The organism is Pseudomonas sp. ACN5, assembly GCF_002303975.1.
Classification (GTDB): Bacteria; Pseudomonadota; Gammaproteobacteria; order Pseudomonadales; family Pseudomonadaceae; genus Aquipseudomonas; species Aquipseudomonas laurylsulfatiphila.
In genome coordinates this window covers 15,034-31,113 of sequence record NZ_MRCP01000027.1, presented here as the reverse complement: position 1 = coordinate 31,113, position 16,080 = coordinate 15,034, and the positions used below count along the sequence as shown (strand labels likewise).

Here is a 16,080-nt window from a genome sequence, read left to right as displayed (position 1 = left end):
CATTTTCTGGAGGGGTTTATGACCGTTTCAACGACCAAGTCCATTCCCAAGATGGGTCGTGGTGCCCGCAAAAGCCTGTCCACCGATCCGACGCGGCTGGTGAGTTTTGCGCCGATGTTCGAAGGCCACAGCATGCCGCTGGTGTGCCGTCCGGCCGTGTCCGGCGTGAACCTGGTGGAATGGGCGAGCCAGAATCGCGCGCTGATCGAAAGCAAGCTGCTGGAGCACGCGGTGATCCTGTTCCGTGGCTTCCAGGTGGCCGATATCGGCGAGTTCAACCGCTGTGTCGATGCGATTTCCGGCGGCGCGCTGGAGTACCTGTTCCGCGCCTCGCCACGCACCCAGATCACCGGTCAGTTCAAGATCTACAGCTCCACCGATTACCCGGCGCCGGAGAAAATCTTCCCGCACAACGAACACTCGTATTCGCCGGTGTTCCCGCGTCACCTGTATTTCTACTGCGACACCCCGTCGGCCACCGGCGGCGAAACACCCTTCGGCGATACCCGCCGGATCCTCGCGCGGATCGACCCGGCGGTGCGCGAAGAATTTGCCCGTAAACGCATCATGTACGTGCGCAACTACGGCGACGGCATGGGGCTGCCGTGGCAGACCGTGTTCCAGAGCGAGGACCGCGCGGAGGTCGAAGCCTACTGCGCCAAAATCGGTATCCAGACCGAGTGGAAGTCCGGCAACCGCCTGCGCACCCGGCAGAACGGTCCGGCCATCGTGCGCCACCCGCTGAGCGGCGAGCGCATCTGGTTCAACCACGGCACCTTCTTCAACGCGCTGACCCTGCCGGACAGCATCCGCGACAACCTGCTGCGTGAGTTCGGCCCGCAAGACCTGCCGCAGAACACCTTCTTCGGCGATGGCTCACCGATTCCCGACGACGTGATTCGCCACCTGCAAGGCATCTACCGCGAGGTGATGGTCGAGTTCGCCTGGGAGAAGGGCGACGTGGTCCTGCTCGACAACATCCTCAGCGTGCATGCGCGCAACGAATTCACCGGTTTCAGAAAAACCCTCACGGCCATGGCCATCGCGCAGAAAAGCGCCGACCTGGATCAGGAATAAGGACACCCGACATGAACACCACCGCCCTCGAACCTTCGGTAGACGTCTTCCAGACTTCGGCCCAGCAGGCCTTTTATTTGCGCGTCCAGGAACTGGGTGCCCAGCCGCTGTTCGCCGCCCTGACATTGCCGGTCGCCAGGCCGGTGGATGCCCGGGCGTTACGGGCGGCGCTGGAGACACTGGGCCGGCGTCACGAAACCCTGCGCACGGTGTACCGCCGCCTGCCGGGCATGAAGTGGCCGGTGCAGAGCCTGTGCGAGGCGCTGCCACTGACAGTGCTGGGCGACCAGCCTTCGGTGGCCGAGGCCTTGAGCCGCAGCCGTGAAGTCCTGGTTGAAGATTCGAATCAAGTGCTGGTGGTGGCACAGGTCGAGGGCGGAGCAGGGCAATCCATCGTCACTCTGCTGACCCCGGCGTGCAGCTTCGACGAGGCCTCGCTGCGGGTGCTGTCGGCTGAACTCGCCAGTCTGTTGCGCGGCGAAACCCTGGTCGAAGACGAGGACGCGCTGCAATACCTGGACTACAGCGCGTGGCAGGAAACGCTGCGCGAAGAAGACATCGGCCACCAGGGCGCCGCGTTCTGGCGCAACCTGCAACAGCAGTTCGTCGTGGGCCATCGCTTGCCCTTCGAAAAAGCGCTCGATGTCACCTGGGTTCGTCGTCAGGCCACCTTGATTGACGCCCCATGGTTGGCTGGGGTGCAACGGGCTGCTGTTGAAGCGGGCGTTGAACCGGAGCAATTGGCGCTGTTGCTGTGGACCGCGTTCGTTGCACGCATCGGCCAGCAGGAAAAACTGCTGATGGGCTGGCAGGTGGACGGTCGCAACGAGCAGACCGCCACCACCCTCGGCCGGTTCGCCCGGCGTCTGCCGGTGGCCTTCGAGCACCGTAGCCAGCAGACATTGACGCAAGCCTTGGTAACCTTTGCGGCCAGCGTTGAGCAGTCGCTGTCCTGGCTCGACTGCCTCAACGAGTTCGAACTGAGCGCCGAAGGCACCGCGCCGCTGCGTTACGGCTTTGTCTATCAAGCCGCCATTGATGCCGACATCGAGGTGGATGACGCCAACCCCGAAGTCCTGCGCCTGCGTGTCCAGGGCGAGCAGTTGCAGCTGTCGTGCCTCGACGGTGCGCTGCCGGAGTCGATGCTGGCCGAATGGCTGGAGCAGTTTGTCGAGTTCAGCCGTCAATTGCTGGCATCGCCCGAGCTGAGCCTGGCTCAGGCGAGTCTGCTCAATGCTGCACAACGGACCCGCCTGATCGAGGGCTTCAACCCGAACGCCACCGGGCAGGCATTGCCGTGCCGTTTCCTGCAGGAATTGTTCAGCGAACAGGCGCGCCTGCATCCGCAACGCATCGCCCTGAGTATCAACGGTCAGCGCCTGACCTATGCCGAGCTGGATGCGCGCGCCAACCAGGTGGCCAATACCTTGCGCGCCCAAGGCGTGGTGGCGGATGAAATCGTGGCGGTCTACGGCCAGCGCTCGCTGGAAATCGTCATTGCCTTGTTGGGTACGCTCAAGGCCGGCGGTGCGTACTTGCCGCTGGACCCGAACTACCCGATCGAGCGCCTGGCGTTCATGCTCGCCGATACCGGCGCGCGCCAGGTGCTGGCCTGTCAGCCGCTGCCGGACGCATTGCGCCATGAGCGGATAATGTCCCTGATGCCCGGGGCCGAGGTCTGGGCCGCCGCGCAAACCGAACCTGCGCCTCAGGGCGACAGCGCCAACCTGGCCTACGTCATCTACACCTCCGGCTCCACCGGCCAACCCAAGGGCGTGATGATCAGCCATGCCAACGCCGTGGCCTCGACCCTGGCGCGCACGGGGTTTTATCGCCAGCCGCTGCGCGCGTTCCTGATGCTCTCGTCGTTCTCCTTCGACAGTTCGGTGGCCGGGGTGTTCTGGGCGCTGGGGCAGGGCGCGACCCTGTGCCTGCCGGACGAGGACAGCTACAAGGATCCGGCGCAACTGGCGGCACTGATCCAGTGCGAAGAGATTTCCCACTACCTGACTCTGCCGTCCTACCACGCACAGATTCTCGAACACCTCGATCAGCAGACCCTGGCCTGCGTCATCGTTGCCGGCGAAGCCTGCAGCAACGCCCTGGTGCAGCGACATCGCGAGGCATTGCCGGGGGGGGCACTGGTCAACGAATACGGCCCGACCGAAGGCACCGTGTGGTGCTCGGCGTGGGAATTGCCGCTCGGCCAGGACGCCGACAGCATCCCGATCGGCCAGCCGATTGCCGGCATGCGCATTCACGTGCTCGGCCCGGACCTGCAACCGGTGGCCGTGGGCGCCGAGGGTGAACTCTACGTCGGCGGTGCCGGCATTGCCCGGGGCTACTTGCAGCGTGCCACGCTGACGGCCGAGCGTTTTGTCCCCGACCTGTTTGCAAAGGCGGCGGGCCAACGCCTGTACCGCACCGGTGACCTGGCGCGCTATCGCGCCGATGGCGTGCTGGAGTATCTGGGCCGGGTCGATCACCAGGTGAAAATCCGCGGCTTCCGCATCGAACTGGGCGAAATCGAAGCGGCCATGCGCAGCGCGCCGGGCATCGAGGACGCCGCCGTCATCGCCCGGGAAACCCCGACCGGCCCGCAACTGCTGGGCTTCGTGGTGTCCCCGGCCGACACCGCCGACATCCGCCTCAACGAATTGCGCAGCCATCTGGGGCAGGCGCTGCCCGAGCACATGCAGCCGGCGCGCTTGCAGGTGCTGGAACGTTTCCCGCTGATGCCCAACGGCAAGCTCAACCGCCAGGCCTTGCTCGATCTCGATGTGCGCCGCAGCGCTTTCGTCGCGCCGCGCAACGACCTGGAAAAAACCCTGGCGGCGATCTGGGCTGAAGCGCTGCACGTCGAGCGCGTGGGTGTGCACGACAGCTTCTTCGAACTCGGCGGGCACTCGCTGCTGGCCACGCGCATTCGCGCGCGGATTCAGGACGAACTGAACCTGGTGATCCCGCTCAAGCTGTTTTTCGACGGTGACACCCTGGAACGCCTGGCGGCGCAGATCGAGCAGTTCCGCCAGCAAAGTGAACACCAGGAAAACGATCTAGACGCCCTCGAAGCGTTGTTCGACGAAGTGGATGAGGAACACGCGCGATGAGTGCTGCACCGGACAGAATGATGACCCTGGCCCAGCGTTTCTGCGGCTTGAGCGCGGACGCCCGGCGTGCGTTGCAACAAAAGATGCACGCTCAGGGGCTAACCCTGGAGTTGCTGCCGATCCCGCCACGGGACCGCGCCGTCGACACGCTGCCGGCGTCTTACGCGCAGCAGCGCTTGTGGTTCCTCTGGCAGATGCAGCCCCAGGCCACGGCCTACAACCTGACCGGTGCCTTCCGCCTCAATGGCGAGCTGAACCGCGATGCATTGGCGCAGACCCTGGCGACACTGGTGCAACGTCATGAGGTGTTGCGTACCACGTTCGTCTTCGACGAACAGCAAGTGCTGCAGCACATCCACCCGCAGATGGACACCCCGCTGGTCGAAGTCACTGCCGCCGACGACATCGAACTGCAACGCCAGATCGCCCTCAACGCCGAGCAGCCGTTCGACCTGCAGCACGGCCCATTGATGCGCTGCCGCTTGATCCGCCTCGATGCCCGGCAACATGTGCTGGTGCTGACCTTCCATCACATCGTCACCGATGGCGGCTCGCTGCCGATCCTGTTGCAGGAATTCACCCGGGTCTACGGGCAGTTGAGTGCAGGGCAGGCCGTGCAGCTAGCGGAACCGGGCATTCAATACGCCGACTTCGCCCGTTGGCAGCGCCTGTGGCTGGAGGCCGGCGAGGCCGAGCGTCAGCTCGATTACTGGCGCGAACAGCTGGGCAATGAACACCCGCCACTGAAGCTGCCGACCGACCGCCGTCGCCCGGCGATCCCGAGCCAGCAGGGCGCCAGCGTCGAGCTGAAAATCCCCGCTGCGTTGACCGCGCAACTGCGCGAGCTGGCCCGCCGCGAAGGCTGCACCCTGTTCATGCTGCTGATGGCAGCACTGCAGACGCTGTTGCATCGCTACAGTGGCGAGCAGGACATTCGCGTCGGCGTGCCGATTGCCAACCGCACCCGCCAGGACGTGGAAAACCTGCTGGGCTTTTTCGTCAACACCCAGGTGCTGCGCAGCCAGCCCCGGGCCGACCAGCCGTTCGTGCAATTGCTGGCCGAGGTCAAGGCCGCAGCGCTCGGCGCACAGGCTCATCAGGACCTGCCGTTCGAGCAACTGGTCGATGGCCTGGGCGTGGAGCGCAGCCTGAGCCACACGCCGCTGTTCCAGGTGATGTTCAACCACCAGCGCGACAGTGGCGACCCGCAACGCTGGGACCTTCCGGGGCTGAGCGTCGAACCGCTGATCTGGGACGAAAAGACCACCAAGTTCGACCTGATGCTCGACACCGTCGAAAGCGACGAGGGCATCCACGCGTCGTTCGTCTACGCCACCGAACTGTTCGACGCCGCGACCATCGAGCGTCTCGGCCGCCACTGGCTGAACCTGTTGCAGGCCATCTGCAGCGATGCCGGTGTGGCCTTGGCCGACCTGAGCATGCTCGACGCTGCCGAACAGCAGGCCACCTTGCTGGACTGGAATCGCAGCGCCGAAATCAACGCGCCAGAAACTGCGAATACCCTGTGTGCCCATCAACTGATCGAAGCCCAGGCCGCCGCGCATCCGCACAACATTGCCGTGTCTTGCGAGGGCATCACCCTCACTTACGCCGAACTGAACAGTCGCGCCAACCGCATTGCCCATCGTCTGCGCGAACGCGGGGTCGGCCCGGACGTGTTAGTGGGCATCGCCCTGGAGCGCTCGCTGGAGATGATCGTCAGCCTGCTGGCGATCCTCAAGGCCGGTGGCGCCTATGTGCCGCTGGACCCGGATTACCCGCAGGATCGCCTGGCCTACATGCTCGCCGACAGCGGCACGCACCTGTTGCTGACCGATTCGGCGCTGATGCCGCGTCTGCCGTTGAACGAAGGCATTGAAGTGATCTGCCTCGATCACGCCAGCGACTGGCTCGATGAGGCCAGCGCCGACAACCTGCCGAACCTGACCAGCCCACAGAATCTGGCTTACGTCATCTACACCTCCGGTTCCACCGGCAAACCCAAGGGCACGCTGCTGCCCCACAGCAATTTGACCCGCCTGTTCAGCGCCACCGGGCACTGGTTCGGTTTCAATGCGGACGACGTCTGGAGCCTGTTCCATTCCTATGCCTTCGACTTTTCCGTGTGGGAAATCTTTGGCGCACTGTTCTACGGCGGCAAGCTGGTGGTGGTGCCGCACGCGGTCAGCCGCTCCCCGGAAGACTTCGCCCGCTTGCTCAGTGATGAAGGCGTCACGGTACTCAACCAGACCCCCTCGGCCTTCCGCCAGTTGATGCCGTTCGCCTGCGCCAACGCGCCAGGCATGGCCCTGCGTTACGTGGTATTCGGTGGCGAGGCGCTGGACGTGGCCAGCCTGCGGCCGTGGTACGACGCTTTTGACGACCGGCAGCCATTGCTGATCAACATGTATGGCATCACCGAAACCACGGTGCACGTGACCTACCGCCCGCTGTCCCGCGCCGACCTCGATGGCGCCAACAGCTCGCCCCTGGGCGAGCCGATCGCCGACCTGCGCTGGTACGTGCTCGACCCGCGCCTGAACCCGGTGGCCAAGGGCTGCGTCGGTGAGCTGTACGTCGGCGGTGCCGGTCTGGCCCGGGGTTATCACCAGCGTGCCGACCTGACCGCCACGCGCTTTGTGCCGGACCTGTTCGCCGCTGAGCCGGGCGCACGCCTGTATCGCACCGGCGACCTGGCGCGTTACTGCGCCGATGGCAGCATCGAGTACGCCGGGCGTATCGACCATCAAGTGAAGATCCGTGGCTTTCGCATCGAACTGGGGGAAATCCAGGACCGCCTGCAAAGCCACCCGGCCATCGAGCAAGCGCTGGTCCTGGCACCGCAGGTCAACGGCAGCCAGCAACTGGTGGCGTGGTTCACCGCGACCAATGACGACAAGGATTTGCGCCAGTCCCTGCGCGAACATTTGCAGGGCGGTCTGCCGGACTACATGGTGCCGGCGCACCTGATCAGACTCGAGCACTGGCCGCTGACCAGCAACGGCAAGCTGGATCGCAACGCATTGCCCAAGCCTGATGCGGCGCTGGCGCAGCACGCTTACACGGCACCGATGGATGACATGCAGATCGAGCTGGCGGCGATCTGGCAAGACGTGCTCAAGCTCGAGCGCGTAGGCATCGATGACAACTTCTTCGAGCTGGGCGGCGACTCGATCATCTCCATCCAGGTGGTCAGCCGCGCGCGTCAGGCCGGGATTCGCATCACCCCGCGCGACCTGTTCCAGCACCAGACCGTGCAGAGCCTGGCGAAAGTCGCTGTGCGCAGCGCCGGGCTGGTCATCGATCAGGGGCCGGTGCGCGGTGACGTGTTGCTGACGCCGATCCAGCACTGGTTCTTCGAACAACACATCGAGGCTCGTCATCACTGGAACCAGTCGGTATTGCTGGAGCTGCGCGAGCCACTGGACAGCGGCTGCCTGCAACAGGCGCTGGCGGCCTTGCTGGAGCATCATGACGCATTGCGCCTGCGTTTGCGTCAGGTCGATGGTGTCTGGCAACAGGCACAAGCCGAGCAATGGAACAGCGTCGATGTACTGTGGCTGCGCCAAGCCGCCGATGCCGATGAACTGCTTGAACTGTGCAACGCCGCACAGGCAAGCCTGAACCTGCAGGACGGCCCGTTGCTGCGTGCCTTGCTGGTGGACATGGGCACGGCAGGCCAGCGCCTGTTGCTGGTGGTGCATCACCTGGCGGTGGACGGCGTTTCCTGGCGTCTGCTGCTCGAAGACCTGCAAGCCGCCTACGCTCAGGCACGTCGGGCCGAGCCGCTGCGCCTGCCGGCCAAGACCAGCGCCTATCAGGCCTGGGCCGCACGTTTGCAACGCCATGCGCAAAGCCCGGCGCTGGCGCAGCAAGCCGCTTACTGGCAAGCCCAATACCACGACGTTGCGGTGCACCTGCCGGCGGACAACCCGCAAGGCAGCCTGGCCAGCCGACACGCCATCAGCGTGGAAACCGTGCTCGACAGCACCTTGACCCGCCAACTGCTGCAAGAGGCCCCGGCGGCTTACCGCACCCAGGTCAACGACCTGTTGCTGACGGCACTGGCGCGGGTACTGGGCCAATGGACCGGTCAATCCTCGACCCTGGTCAAACTGGAAGGCCACGGCCGTGAAGACCTGTTCGACGACATCGACCTGACCCGCACCCTGGGCTGGTTCACCTCGATTTTCCCGGTCAAGCTCACCCCGGCCGGCGACCTGGCCGCGAGCATCAAGGCGGTCAAGGAACAGCTGCGCGCCGTGCCCGACAAAGGCATCGGCTTCGGCATCCTGCGCTATCTGGCCGACGTTGGCCTTGAGGCTTTGCCGTCACCCCAGGTCACCTTCAACTACATGGGCCAGTTCGATGCCAGCTTCGACGAGCAGGCGCCGTGGCGTCCGGCGAAGGAAAGCGGCGGTGCCGAACAGGGCGCCTCGGCCGGGCTGGACCGGGGCCTGAGCATCAACGGCCAGGTCTACGCTGGCCAACTGCGCTTGAGCTGGACCTTCAGTAGCGACCTGTTCAAAGCGCAAACCGTGCAGCACCTGGCGGATGCCTATGCGATAGAGTTGCAACGGCTGATCGAACATTGCCTGAGCGGTGCCGGTGGCCTGACCCCGAGCGACGTACCGCTGGTGCGCGTCGATCAGGCGCAACTCGACGCCTTGCCACTGGCGGCCAGCCGCATCGAAGACATCCTGCCGTTGTCGCCGATGCAGCAAGGCATGTTGTTCCACAGCCTGTTCGCCCCGGATGCCGGTGCCTACGTGCCGCAGATGCGCGTGGATGTACAGGGGCTGGACGTCGAGGCGTTCCGCAATGCCTGGCAGCAGACGCTGGCGCGCCATGAAGTACTGCGCGCGGCGTTCTTCAGCGAAAGCAATGGCTCTCGACCGCTGCAAGTGATCCTGGCCGAAGCCACGCTGCCGATGAGCCTGCTCGACTGGCGCGACCGGCCTGATCTGCCGCACGCGCTGGAGCGACTGGCCGAGGACGATCGCCTGCGCGGTTTCGACCTGACGGCGGCACCGCTGCTGCGCCTGACCCTGGTGCAGACCGCCGATGACAGCCATCACCTGATCTTCACCAACCACCACATCCTGCTGGACGGCTGGAGCACCTCGCAGTTGTTCGGCGAAGTGCTGCAGCGGTATTGCGGAATCATGCCCGCGCCGAGCGTCGGTCGTTATCGCGATTACATGGGCTGGCTGGGCACCCGTGACCGCGCTGCGTGCGAGGCGTTCTGGCTGGAGCAATTGCAGGGGTTCACCGAGCCGACCCGTCTGGCCGGCGCCTTGCCGGGGCCGGTTGCAGGGCAGGGCAGCGGTCATCGCACCCAGCACCTCAACCTGGACCGCGCAGCCACCGAGCGCCTGAGCGGTTTCGCCCGCGAGGCCCGCGTCACGCCCAACACCCTGCTGCAAGCCGCCTGGCTGTTGATCTTGCAGCGCTACACCGGGCAGCAAACAGTGGCGTTCGGCGCCACGGTGTCGGGGCGTCCGAGTGAACTGCAGGGCATCGAGCAGCAGATCGGGTTGTTCATCAACACCTTGCCGGTGATCGCCACGCCGCACCCCGAGCGCACGGTCAGCCAATGGATCGATGAAGTCCAGGCGCTCAATCTCCGGTTGCGCGAAGTCGAGTACACGCCGCTGGCGGATGTGCAGCGCTGGGCCGGTCATTCCGGCGAGGCGCTGTTCGACACCCTGCTGGTGTTCGAAAACTACCCGGTGGCGCAAGCGTTGGAGGAGGGCAACAGCAGCGCGCTGAAATTCTCCGGCATCAGCAACCACGACCAGACCAGTTTCCCGCTGGCCATTGCCGCCGAGCTGGGCGAATGCCTGGACCTGCGTTTCAACTACGACGCGGCGCTGTTCAGTGCCGAAGCCATCGAAGGTTTGAGCACTCGGCTGGTGGCGTTGCTCGATGCCATGGTCTGCGCGCCGCAACAGCCCTTGGGGCGCTTGAGCCTGCTCGATGCCGTGCAAACGGCGCAGCAGGTCGAAGGCTTCAACCGTACCGTGCAGGACTGGGCGGATGTGCGCCCGGTGTACCAGTGCTTCGAAGCCCAGGTGCTGCAGACCCCGCAGGCCCCGGCCCTGGTGTTTGCCGGCCGGACCCTGAGTTATCGCCAGCTCAACCAACAGGCCAACCGACTGGCGCACCTGTTGCGCCGCCAGGGCGTCGGCGCCGAAGTGTTGGTGGGCATCGCTGCCGAGCGTTCGCTGGAACTGGTGATCGGCTTGCTGGCGATCATGAAGGCCGGTGGCGCCTACGTACCGCTGGACCCGGACTACCCGCGTGAACGCCTGGAGCACATGTTCGACGACAGTGGCGTGCACCTGCTGCTGACCCAGCGTCGTTTGCTTGAGCAGTTGCCGATCCCGGCCGCCACCACGGCGATCTGCCTGGATGACATGGCGCCGCTGCTCGAAGGGCTGAGCGAGGAAAACCTGCCCGGCGTGGTCGAGCTGCAATCGCTGGCCTACATGATCTACACCTCCGGCTCCACCGGCAAACCCAAGGGCGCGGCCAACCGTCACGATGCCTTGTACAACCGCCTGGCGTGGATGCAGGGCGCCTATCCGCTGGACGGGCGCGACACCGTGTTGCAGAAAACCCCGTTCAGTTTCGACGTGTCGGTCTGGGAGTTCTTCTGGCCGCTGATGACCGGCGCACGGCTGGCCGTGGCCGAACCGGGGGCCCATCGCGATCCGGCGCAACTGGTCAGCCTGATCGAGCAATACCAGGTCAGCACCCTGCATTTCGTGCCGTCGATGTTGCAGGCGTTTGTCCAGGGCGAAGGCTTCGAGCGTTGCGCCAGCCTGCGGCAGATCATGTGCAGTGGCGAAGCCTTGTCGGCAGACTTGCAGCACAGCCTGTTCCGCGTCCTGCCGGACGTCGGCCTGTACAACCTGTACGGCCCGACCGAAGCGGCGATCGACGTAACCCACTGGACCTGTGTCGATGACGGCGGGTTCAGCGTGCCGATCGGTTATCCGATTGCCAACCTGGTGACCTACATCCTCGACGACAGCCTGCAACCGCAGGTGCAGGGGTGTGTGGGCGAGCTGTACCTGGGCGGCATCGGCCTGGCCCGGGGTTACCACAACCGTGCGGACCTGACCGCCGAGCGCTTCGTCGCCAGCCCGTTCGGTGAGCAGGGCGAACGCCTGTATCGCACCGGCGATCTGGCACGCTACCGCGAGGACGGCGTGATCGAATACGTCGGCCGCATCGACCATCAAGTGAAGATCCGCGGCTTGCGCATCGAACTGGGGGAAATCGAAGCCTGCCTGCTGGAGCATCCACAGGTGCGCGAAGCCGTGGTGATTGCCCTGGATGTCGGCAAGTCCAGGCAATTGGTGGCTTACGTCGTCGGTCATGCCGACCTTGAGCCACTCAAGCAACACCTGCGCAACGCGCTGCCAGAGCACATGCAGCCAAGTCACATACTGTTGCTCGATCAGTTGCCGGTGACACCCAACGGCAAGCTCGACCGCCGCGCATTGCCGCAGCCGGACCAGCAGGTTCGCGAGTACGTGGCGCCGCGCACTGCCGTGGAAGCGACGCTGCAAGCGGTGTGGCAGGCGTTGTTCGAAGTGCCGCAGATTGGCATGCACGACAACTTCTTCGAACTGGGCGGCGATTCCATCGTCTCGATCCAGGCCGTCAGCCGGGCGCGCAAGGCCGGGTTGAGCATTTCGCCCAAGGATGTGTTCAGCCATCCGACCCTCGCCGAACTGGCGACGGTCGCCCAACCGGTCGCGGCAGATCAAACCGTGCCGACTGTGGTTGCACCGACAGCAAACATCGAACTGAGTGAAGCGCAATTTCAGGCGCTGGAACTGACAGCGGACGAAGTCGAAGACGTTTATCCGCTGTCGCCGATGCAGCAAGGCATGCTCTTCCACTCGGTGCAGGACGGCGATTCGGGGCTGTACGTCAACCAGATCGAAGTGGGCGTGCGCGGCGTGGATGGCGCGCGCTTCCGCGAAGCCTGGGCCGATGCTGCCCAACGTCACGGGATTCTGCGCACTGCCTTCCTCTGGGAAGGTGACAAGGAGCCGCTGCAAGTGGTGCGGCGCGATGCGCCTGCGCTGTTGACCGAGCTGGACTGGCGCGAGCTGGATGATCAGCCTGAACGCGTCCGCCAACTGGCCCTGGAGGAGCGCGAACGCGGCTTCTCGCTCAATCGCGCGCCCTTGTTGCGCCTGTTGCTGGTGCGTCTGGAAGACGACCGCTATCGTCTGATCTGGACCTACCACCACATCCTCATGGACGGCTGGAGCGTGTCGCGCCTGATCGGTGAAGTGCTGCGCCATTACAGCGGCGATGAGCACGAGCCGGTGGCCGCCTATCGCGACTACATCGACTGGCTCGGCCAGCAAGTCGCCGAGGCCAGCGAGGCGTTCTGGAAAGGCAAACTCGCCAACCTCGAAGGCTCCACGCACCTGGCCCGCGCCTTGCCGGTCAAGGCGCCGCAAGCGGGTTACCACGCGATCTATACGCACTTGGGTGCCGGGCAGACCGCGCGTTTGCAGGCGTTTGCCCAGCAACAGCAGGTGACGCTCAACACCCTGGTGCAAGCCGCGTGGTTGCTGCTGTTGCAGCGCTACACCGGCCAGCGCACGGTGACGTTCGGCGCCACCGTGTCCGGGCGCCCGGAAACCCTCAACGGCTCGGAGAACATGCTCGGGCTGTTCATCAACACCTTGCCGGTGGTCAACAGCGTGCCGACCGAGGCCAGCGTCGGTGACTGGCTGCGCGACATCCAGGCCTGCAACCTCGACATCCGCGATTTCCAGCAAACCCCGCTGAGCGATATCCAGCGCTGGGCCGGGCAGGGCGGGCAGTCGTTGTTCGACAGCATCATCGTGTTCGAAAACCAGCCGGTGGACCGCACCCTGCGGGAATGGAACGGCGACTCGCTGCGCTTTGAAGACGTGTCCGACTTCGGCCTGACCAGCTTCGCCATGGACCTGATGGTCAGCCTCGACGAGGGGCTGCGCATCGAGTACATGCACCAGCGCGACCAGTTCGATCTGGCGACCGTCGAAACCCTGCGCGGCCACATGGAAAGCCTGATGCAGCGCCTGTGCGACGACGCCGGGCGTGCCGTCGGCGAACTGGGCCTGCTGACCCTGGACGAAGGCCGGGCGCTGGACGGCGAACTGCAAGTGGTGGCGGACGGTGACGAGACACCCGTGCACGAGCTGATCCGTCAGCGTGCGCGACTGCAACCGGATCACACGGCGCTGGTGCTCAGTTATGCCGACCGCGACGCCGAGCACCTGAGCTACGCCGAGCTGGATCGACGCTCCGATGCGCTGGCGGTGCATCTGCTGGAACAAGGCGTACAGGCCGAAGACGTGATCGGCGTGTTCATGGAGCGTTCGCTGGAGCTGGTGGTGTCGCTGCTGGCGGTGATGAAATGCGGCGCCGCCTACGTGCCGCTGGACCCGCAATACCCGCAGGAACGCCTGTGCTACATGATGGCCGACAGCGACATGCGCCTGCTGCTGACCCAGGAACGGCTGCGCGACACAGCACAATTGAATCCGGGCACGGCCATGGTCGCGGTGGACCGATTGAACCTCGACGTCGAGGTGCCGGCACCGCAACGTGCTGTGCACGCCGAGCAACTGGCCTACCTGATCTACACCTCCGGTTCGACCGGTAAACCGAAGAGCGTCGCCGTCGCCCACGGACCACTGAGCATGCACGTACAGGCCATCGCCGAGCTGTACGAAATGGACCCGGGCAATCGCGAACTGCACTTCATGTCGTTCGCCTTCGATGGCGCCCATGAACGCTGGATCACCGCGCTGATCAGCGGCTCGATCCTGGTCATTCGCGACAACAATCTATGGACCGCCGAACAGACCTTGGCCGTGCTGCACCGCCAGCGCATCAGCGTCGCCTGCTTCCCGCCGGCGTACCTGCTGCAATTGGCCGAGCACGCCGAATTGCAGGGCGGTGATCCGCCGCCGGTGCGCATCTACTGCTTCGGTGGCGATGCAGTGCCGGACGCCACGTTCGAGCGGGTCAAGCACACACTCAAGCCGCAATACCTGGTCAACGGCTACGGCCCGACGGAAACCGTGGTCACGCCGCTGCTGTGGAAGATCGCCGCCGACGGCCATTGCCAGGCGATGTACGCGCCGATTGGCCAACGCGTCGGCAGCCGCAGCCTGCACGTGCTGGACATGGACCTCAACCCGCTGCCGGTGGGCATGGTCGGTGAGCTGTACATCGGCGGACGGGGTGTCGCGCGCGGTTACCATCGTCATCCGTGGCAGAGCGCCGAGCGCTTCGTCGCCGATCCGTTCAGCCCTGAAGGCGGGCGCTTGTACCGCACCGGTGACCTGGTGCGCCGTCGCGAAGATGGCGTGTTCGACTACGTCGGGCGTATCGACCATCAGGTCAAGGTGCGCGGCTTCCGCATCGAACTGGGCGAAATCGAAGCCCGCTTGCGCGAGCAGGCCGGGGTCAACGATGCGCTGGTGGTCGTGCGGGACAACGGCCAGGGGCCGCAACTGGTGGGCTATGTGGTGGCGCAAGACGATGGCCTCGGCCCGCGTTGCCAGGCGGCATTGCGCGAAAGCCTGCCCGACTACATGGTGCCGACGCAGGTCGTGGTGCTGCCGCGCTTCCCGCTGACGCCCAACGGCAAGCTCGACCGCAAGGCCCTGCCGGATCCGGCCTTCAGCGGTCGCGACTACGTGGCCCCGCGCACGCCGCTGGAATGGGCGCTGGCGGACATCTGGCAACAGGTGCTGGGCATCGAGAAGGTCGGCATCACCGACAATTTCTTCGAACTGGGCGGTGATTCGCTGCGCACCCTCAAGGTGATCTCGAAAGTGCGTGCGCTGAACGCGCCGGATTTCCAGATCAAGCTGCGCGACATGATGGCCAAGCCGACGATTGCCGGGTTGTCCGGTGTCGATGAGCAACCCGTGCGCCAGAGCCCGCAACCGCTGTTGCTGCTCAATCAGCAGGTGGCGGATCAGCCGGCATTGTTCTGCCTGCACGCCGGTTTCGGCACGGTGTTCGACTACGAACCGTTGGCCCGGCGCCTGGACGGTGAGCGCACGGTGTACGGCGTGCAATGCCGGATGCTGCTCGACCGGCAGTGGCACGACACCTCGCTTTCGCAGATGGCCACCGACTACGTCGAGGCGATCCGCGCCAGACAACCCCAGGGGCCGTACCACGTGCTGGGCTGGTCGCTGGGCGGGGCGTTGGCGTTGCTGGTGAGTGAGCTGTTCGAACAGCAGGGCCAGCGCATGGCATTCGTCGGTCTGGTGGACAGCTTTGTACCGACCCAGGCCAATGCCGTTGCCAGTGCAGATGAGTGGCGTGTGGATCTGGCCGAGTTCCTCGGTGCAGCCCTGGGCATGGATGGCGAGGTGATCGCCCGGGCGCTGAGTACCGAGGCGGCGGGGGACCACGATGCCGTGGCGCGGATCATTCGCGCGGTGATCGACAGCCAAAGCGATCAGGCCAGCGGTTATGCGCTGCTCGGTGCCGATGAACTGGCCCAGACGTTCATGGTCAGCACACGCTTGAAGGCGCTGTCGCGGCAGGTCGACACCCTGCCGATTCCGCAAGCCGGGCTGCATTGCTGGTGGGCCGATGGCAACCCGACGACCGAACGCGCCACGCTCGAACGCCAGCAACCGCGGCTGCGCCAGGTGCAAACGGTGACGGCCGGGCACTTCGATATCCTGCAGCAGGATGAGTGTCTGGACGCCGTGGTGGCGCTGCTTGGCCGGGAGGTGGTGCCGCAGATCTAAGCTGATAATTTGTGGCTAGGGGCTTCCCTGTGGTGAGGGGACTTGCCTGTGGCGAGGGAGCTTGCTCCCGCTCGGCTGCGAAGCAGTCGCAA

3 protein-coding genes are annotated in these 16,080 nt (G+C 65.1%); all 3 read left to right on the top strand.

Annotated features, from left to right (window positions below):
* The first annotated feature begins 18 nt into the window (after positions 1 to 18).
* From BSF40_RS30410 to BSF40_RS30400, 3 genes are read left to right on the top strand one after another with little or no spacing between them, the layout of a single operon-like run.
* Complete coding sequence (locus tag BSF40_RS30410; RefSeq protein WP_095968140.1) at positions 19 to 1,077, top strand: TauD/TfdA family dioxygenase; 1,059 nt, start codon at positions 19 to 21, stop codon at positions 1,075 to 1,077.
* An 11-nt stretch (positions 1,078 to 1,088) separates the two neighbouring features.
* Positions 1,089 to 4,187 (top strand): non-ribosomal peptide synthetase, encoded by a 3,099-nt coding sequence (locus BSF40_RS30405; protein ID WP_095968139.1) that lies wholly within the window; start codon positions 1,089 to 1,091, stop codon positions 4,185 to 4,187.
* Positions 4,184 to 15,988 carry a non-ribosomal peptide synthetase gene (locus tag BSF40_RS30400; RefSeq protein ID WP_095968138.1) on the top strand — a complete coding sequence of 3,935 codons (11,805 nt, stop codon included), beginning with the start codon at positions 4,184 to 4,186 and terminating at the stop codon, positions 15,986 to 15,988. Before BSF40_RS30405 ends, BSF40_RS30400 begins: the two co-directional genes overlap by 4 nt.
* The last annotated feature ends 92 nt before the right edge of the window (positions 15,989 to 16,080 follow it).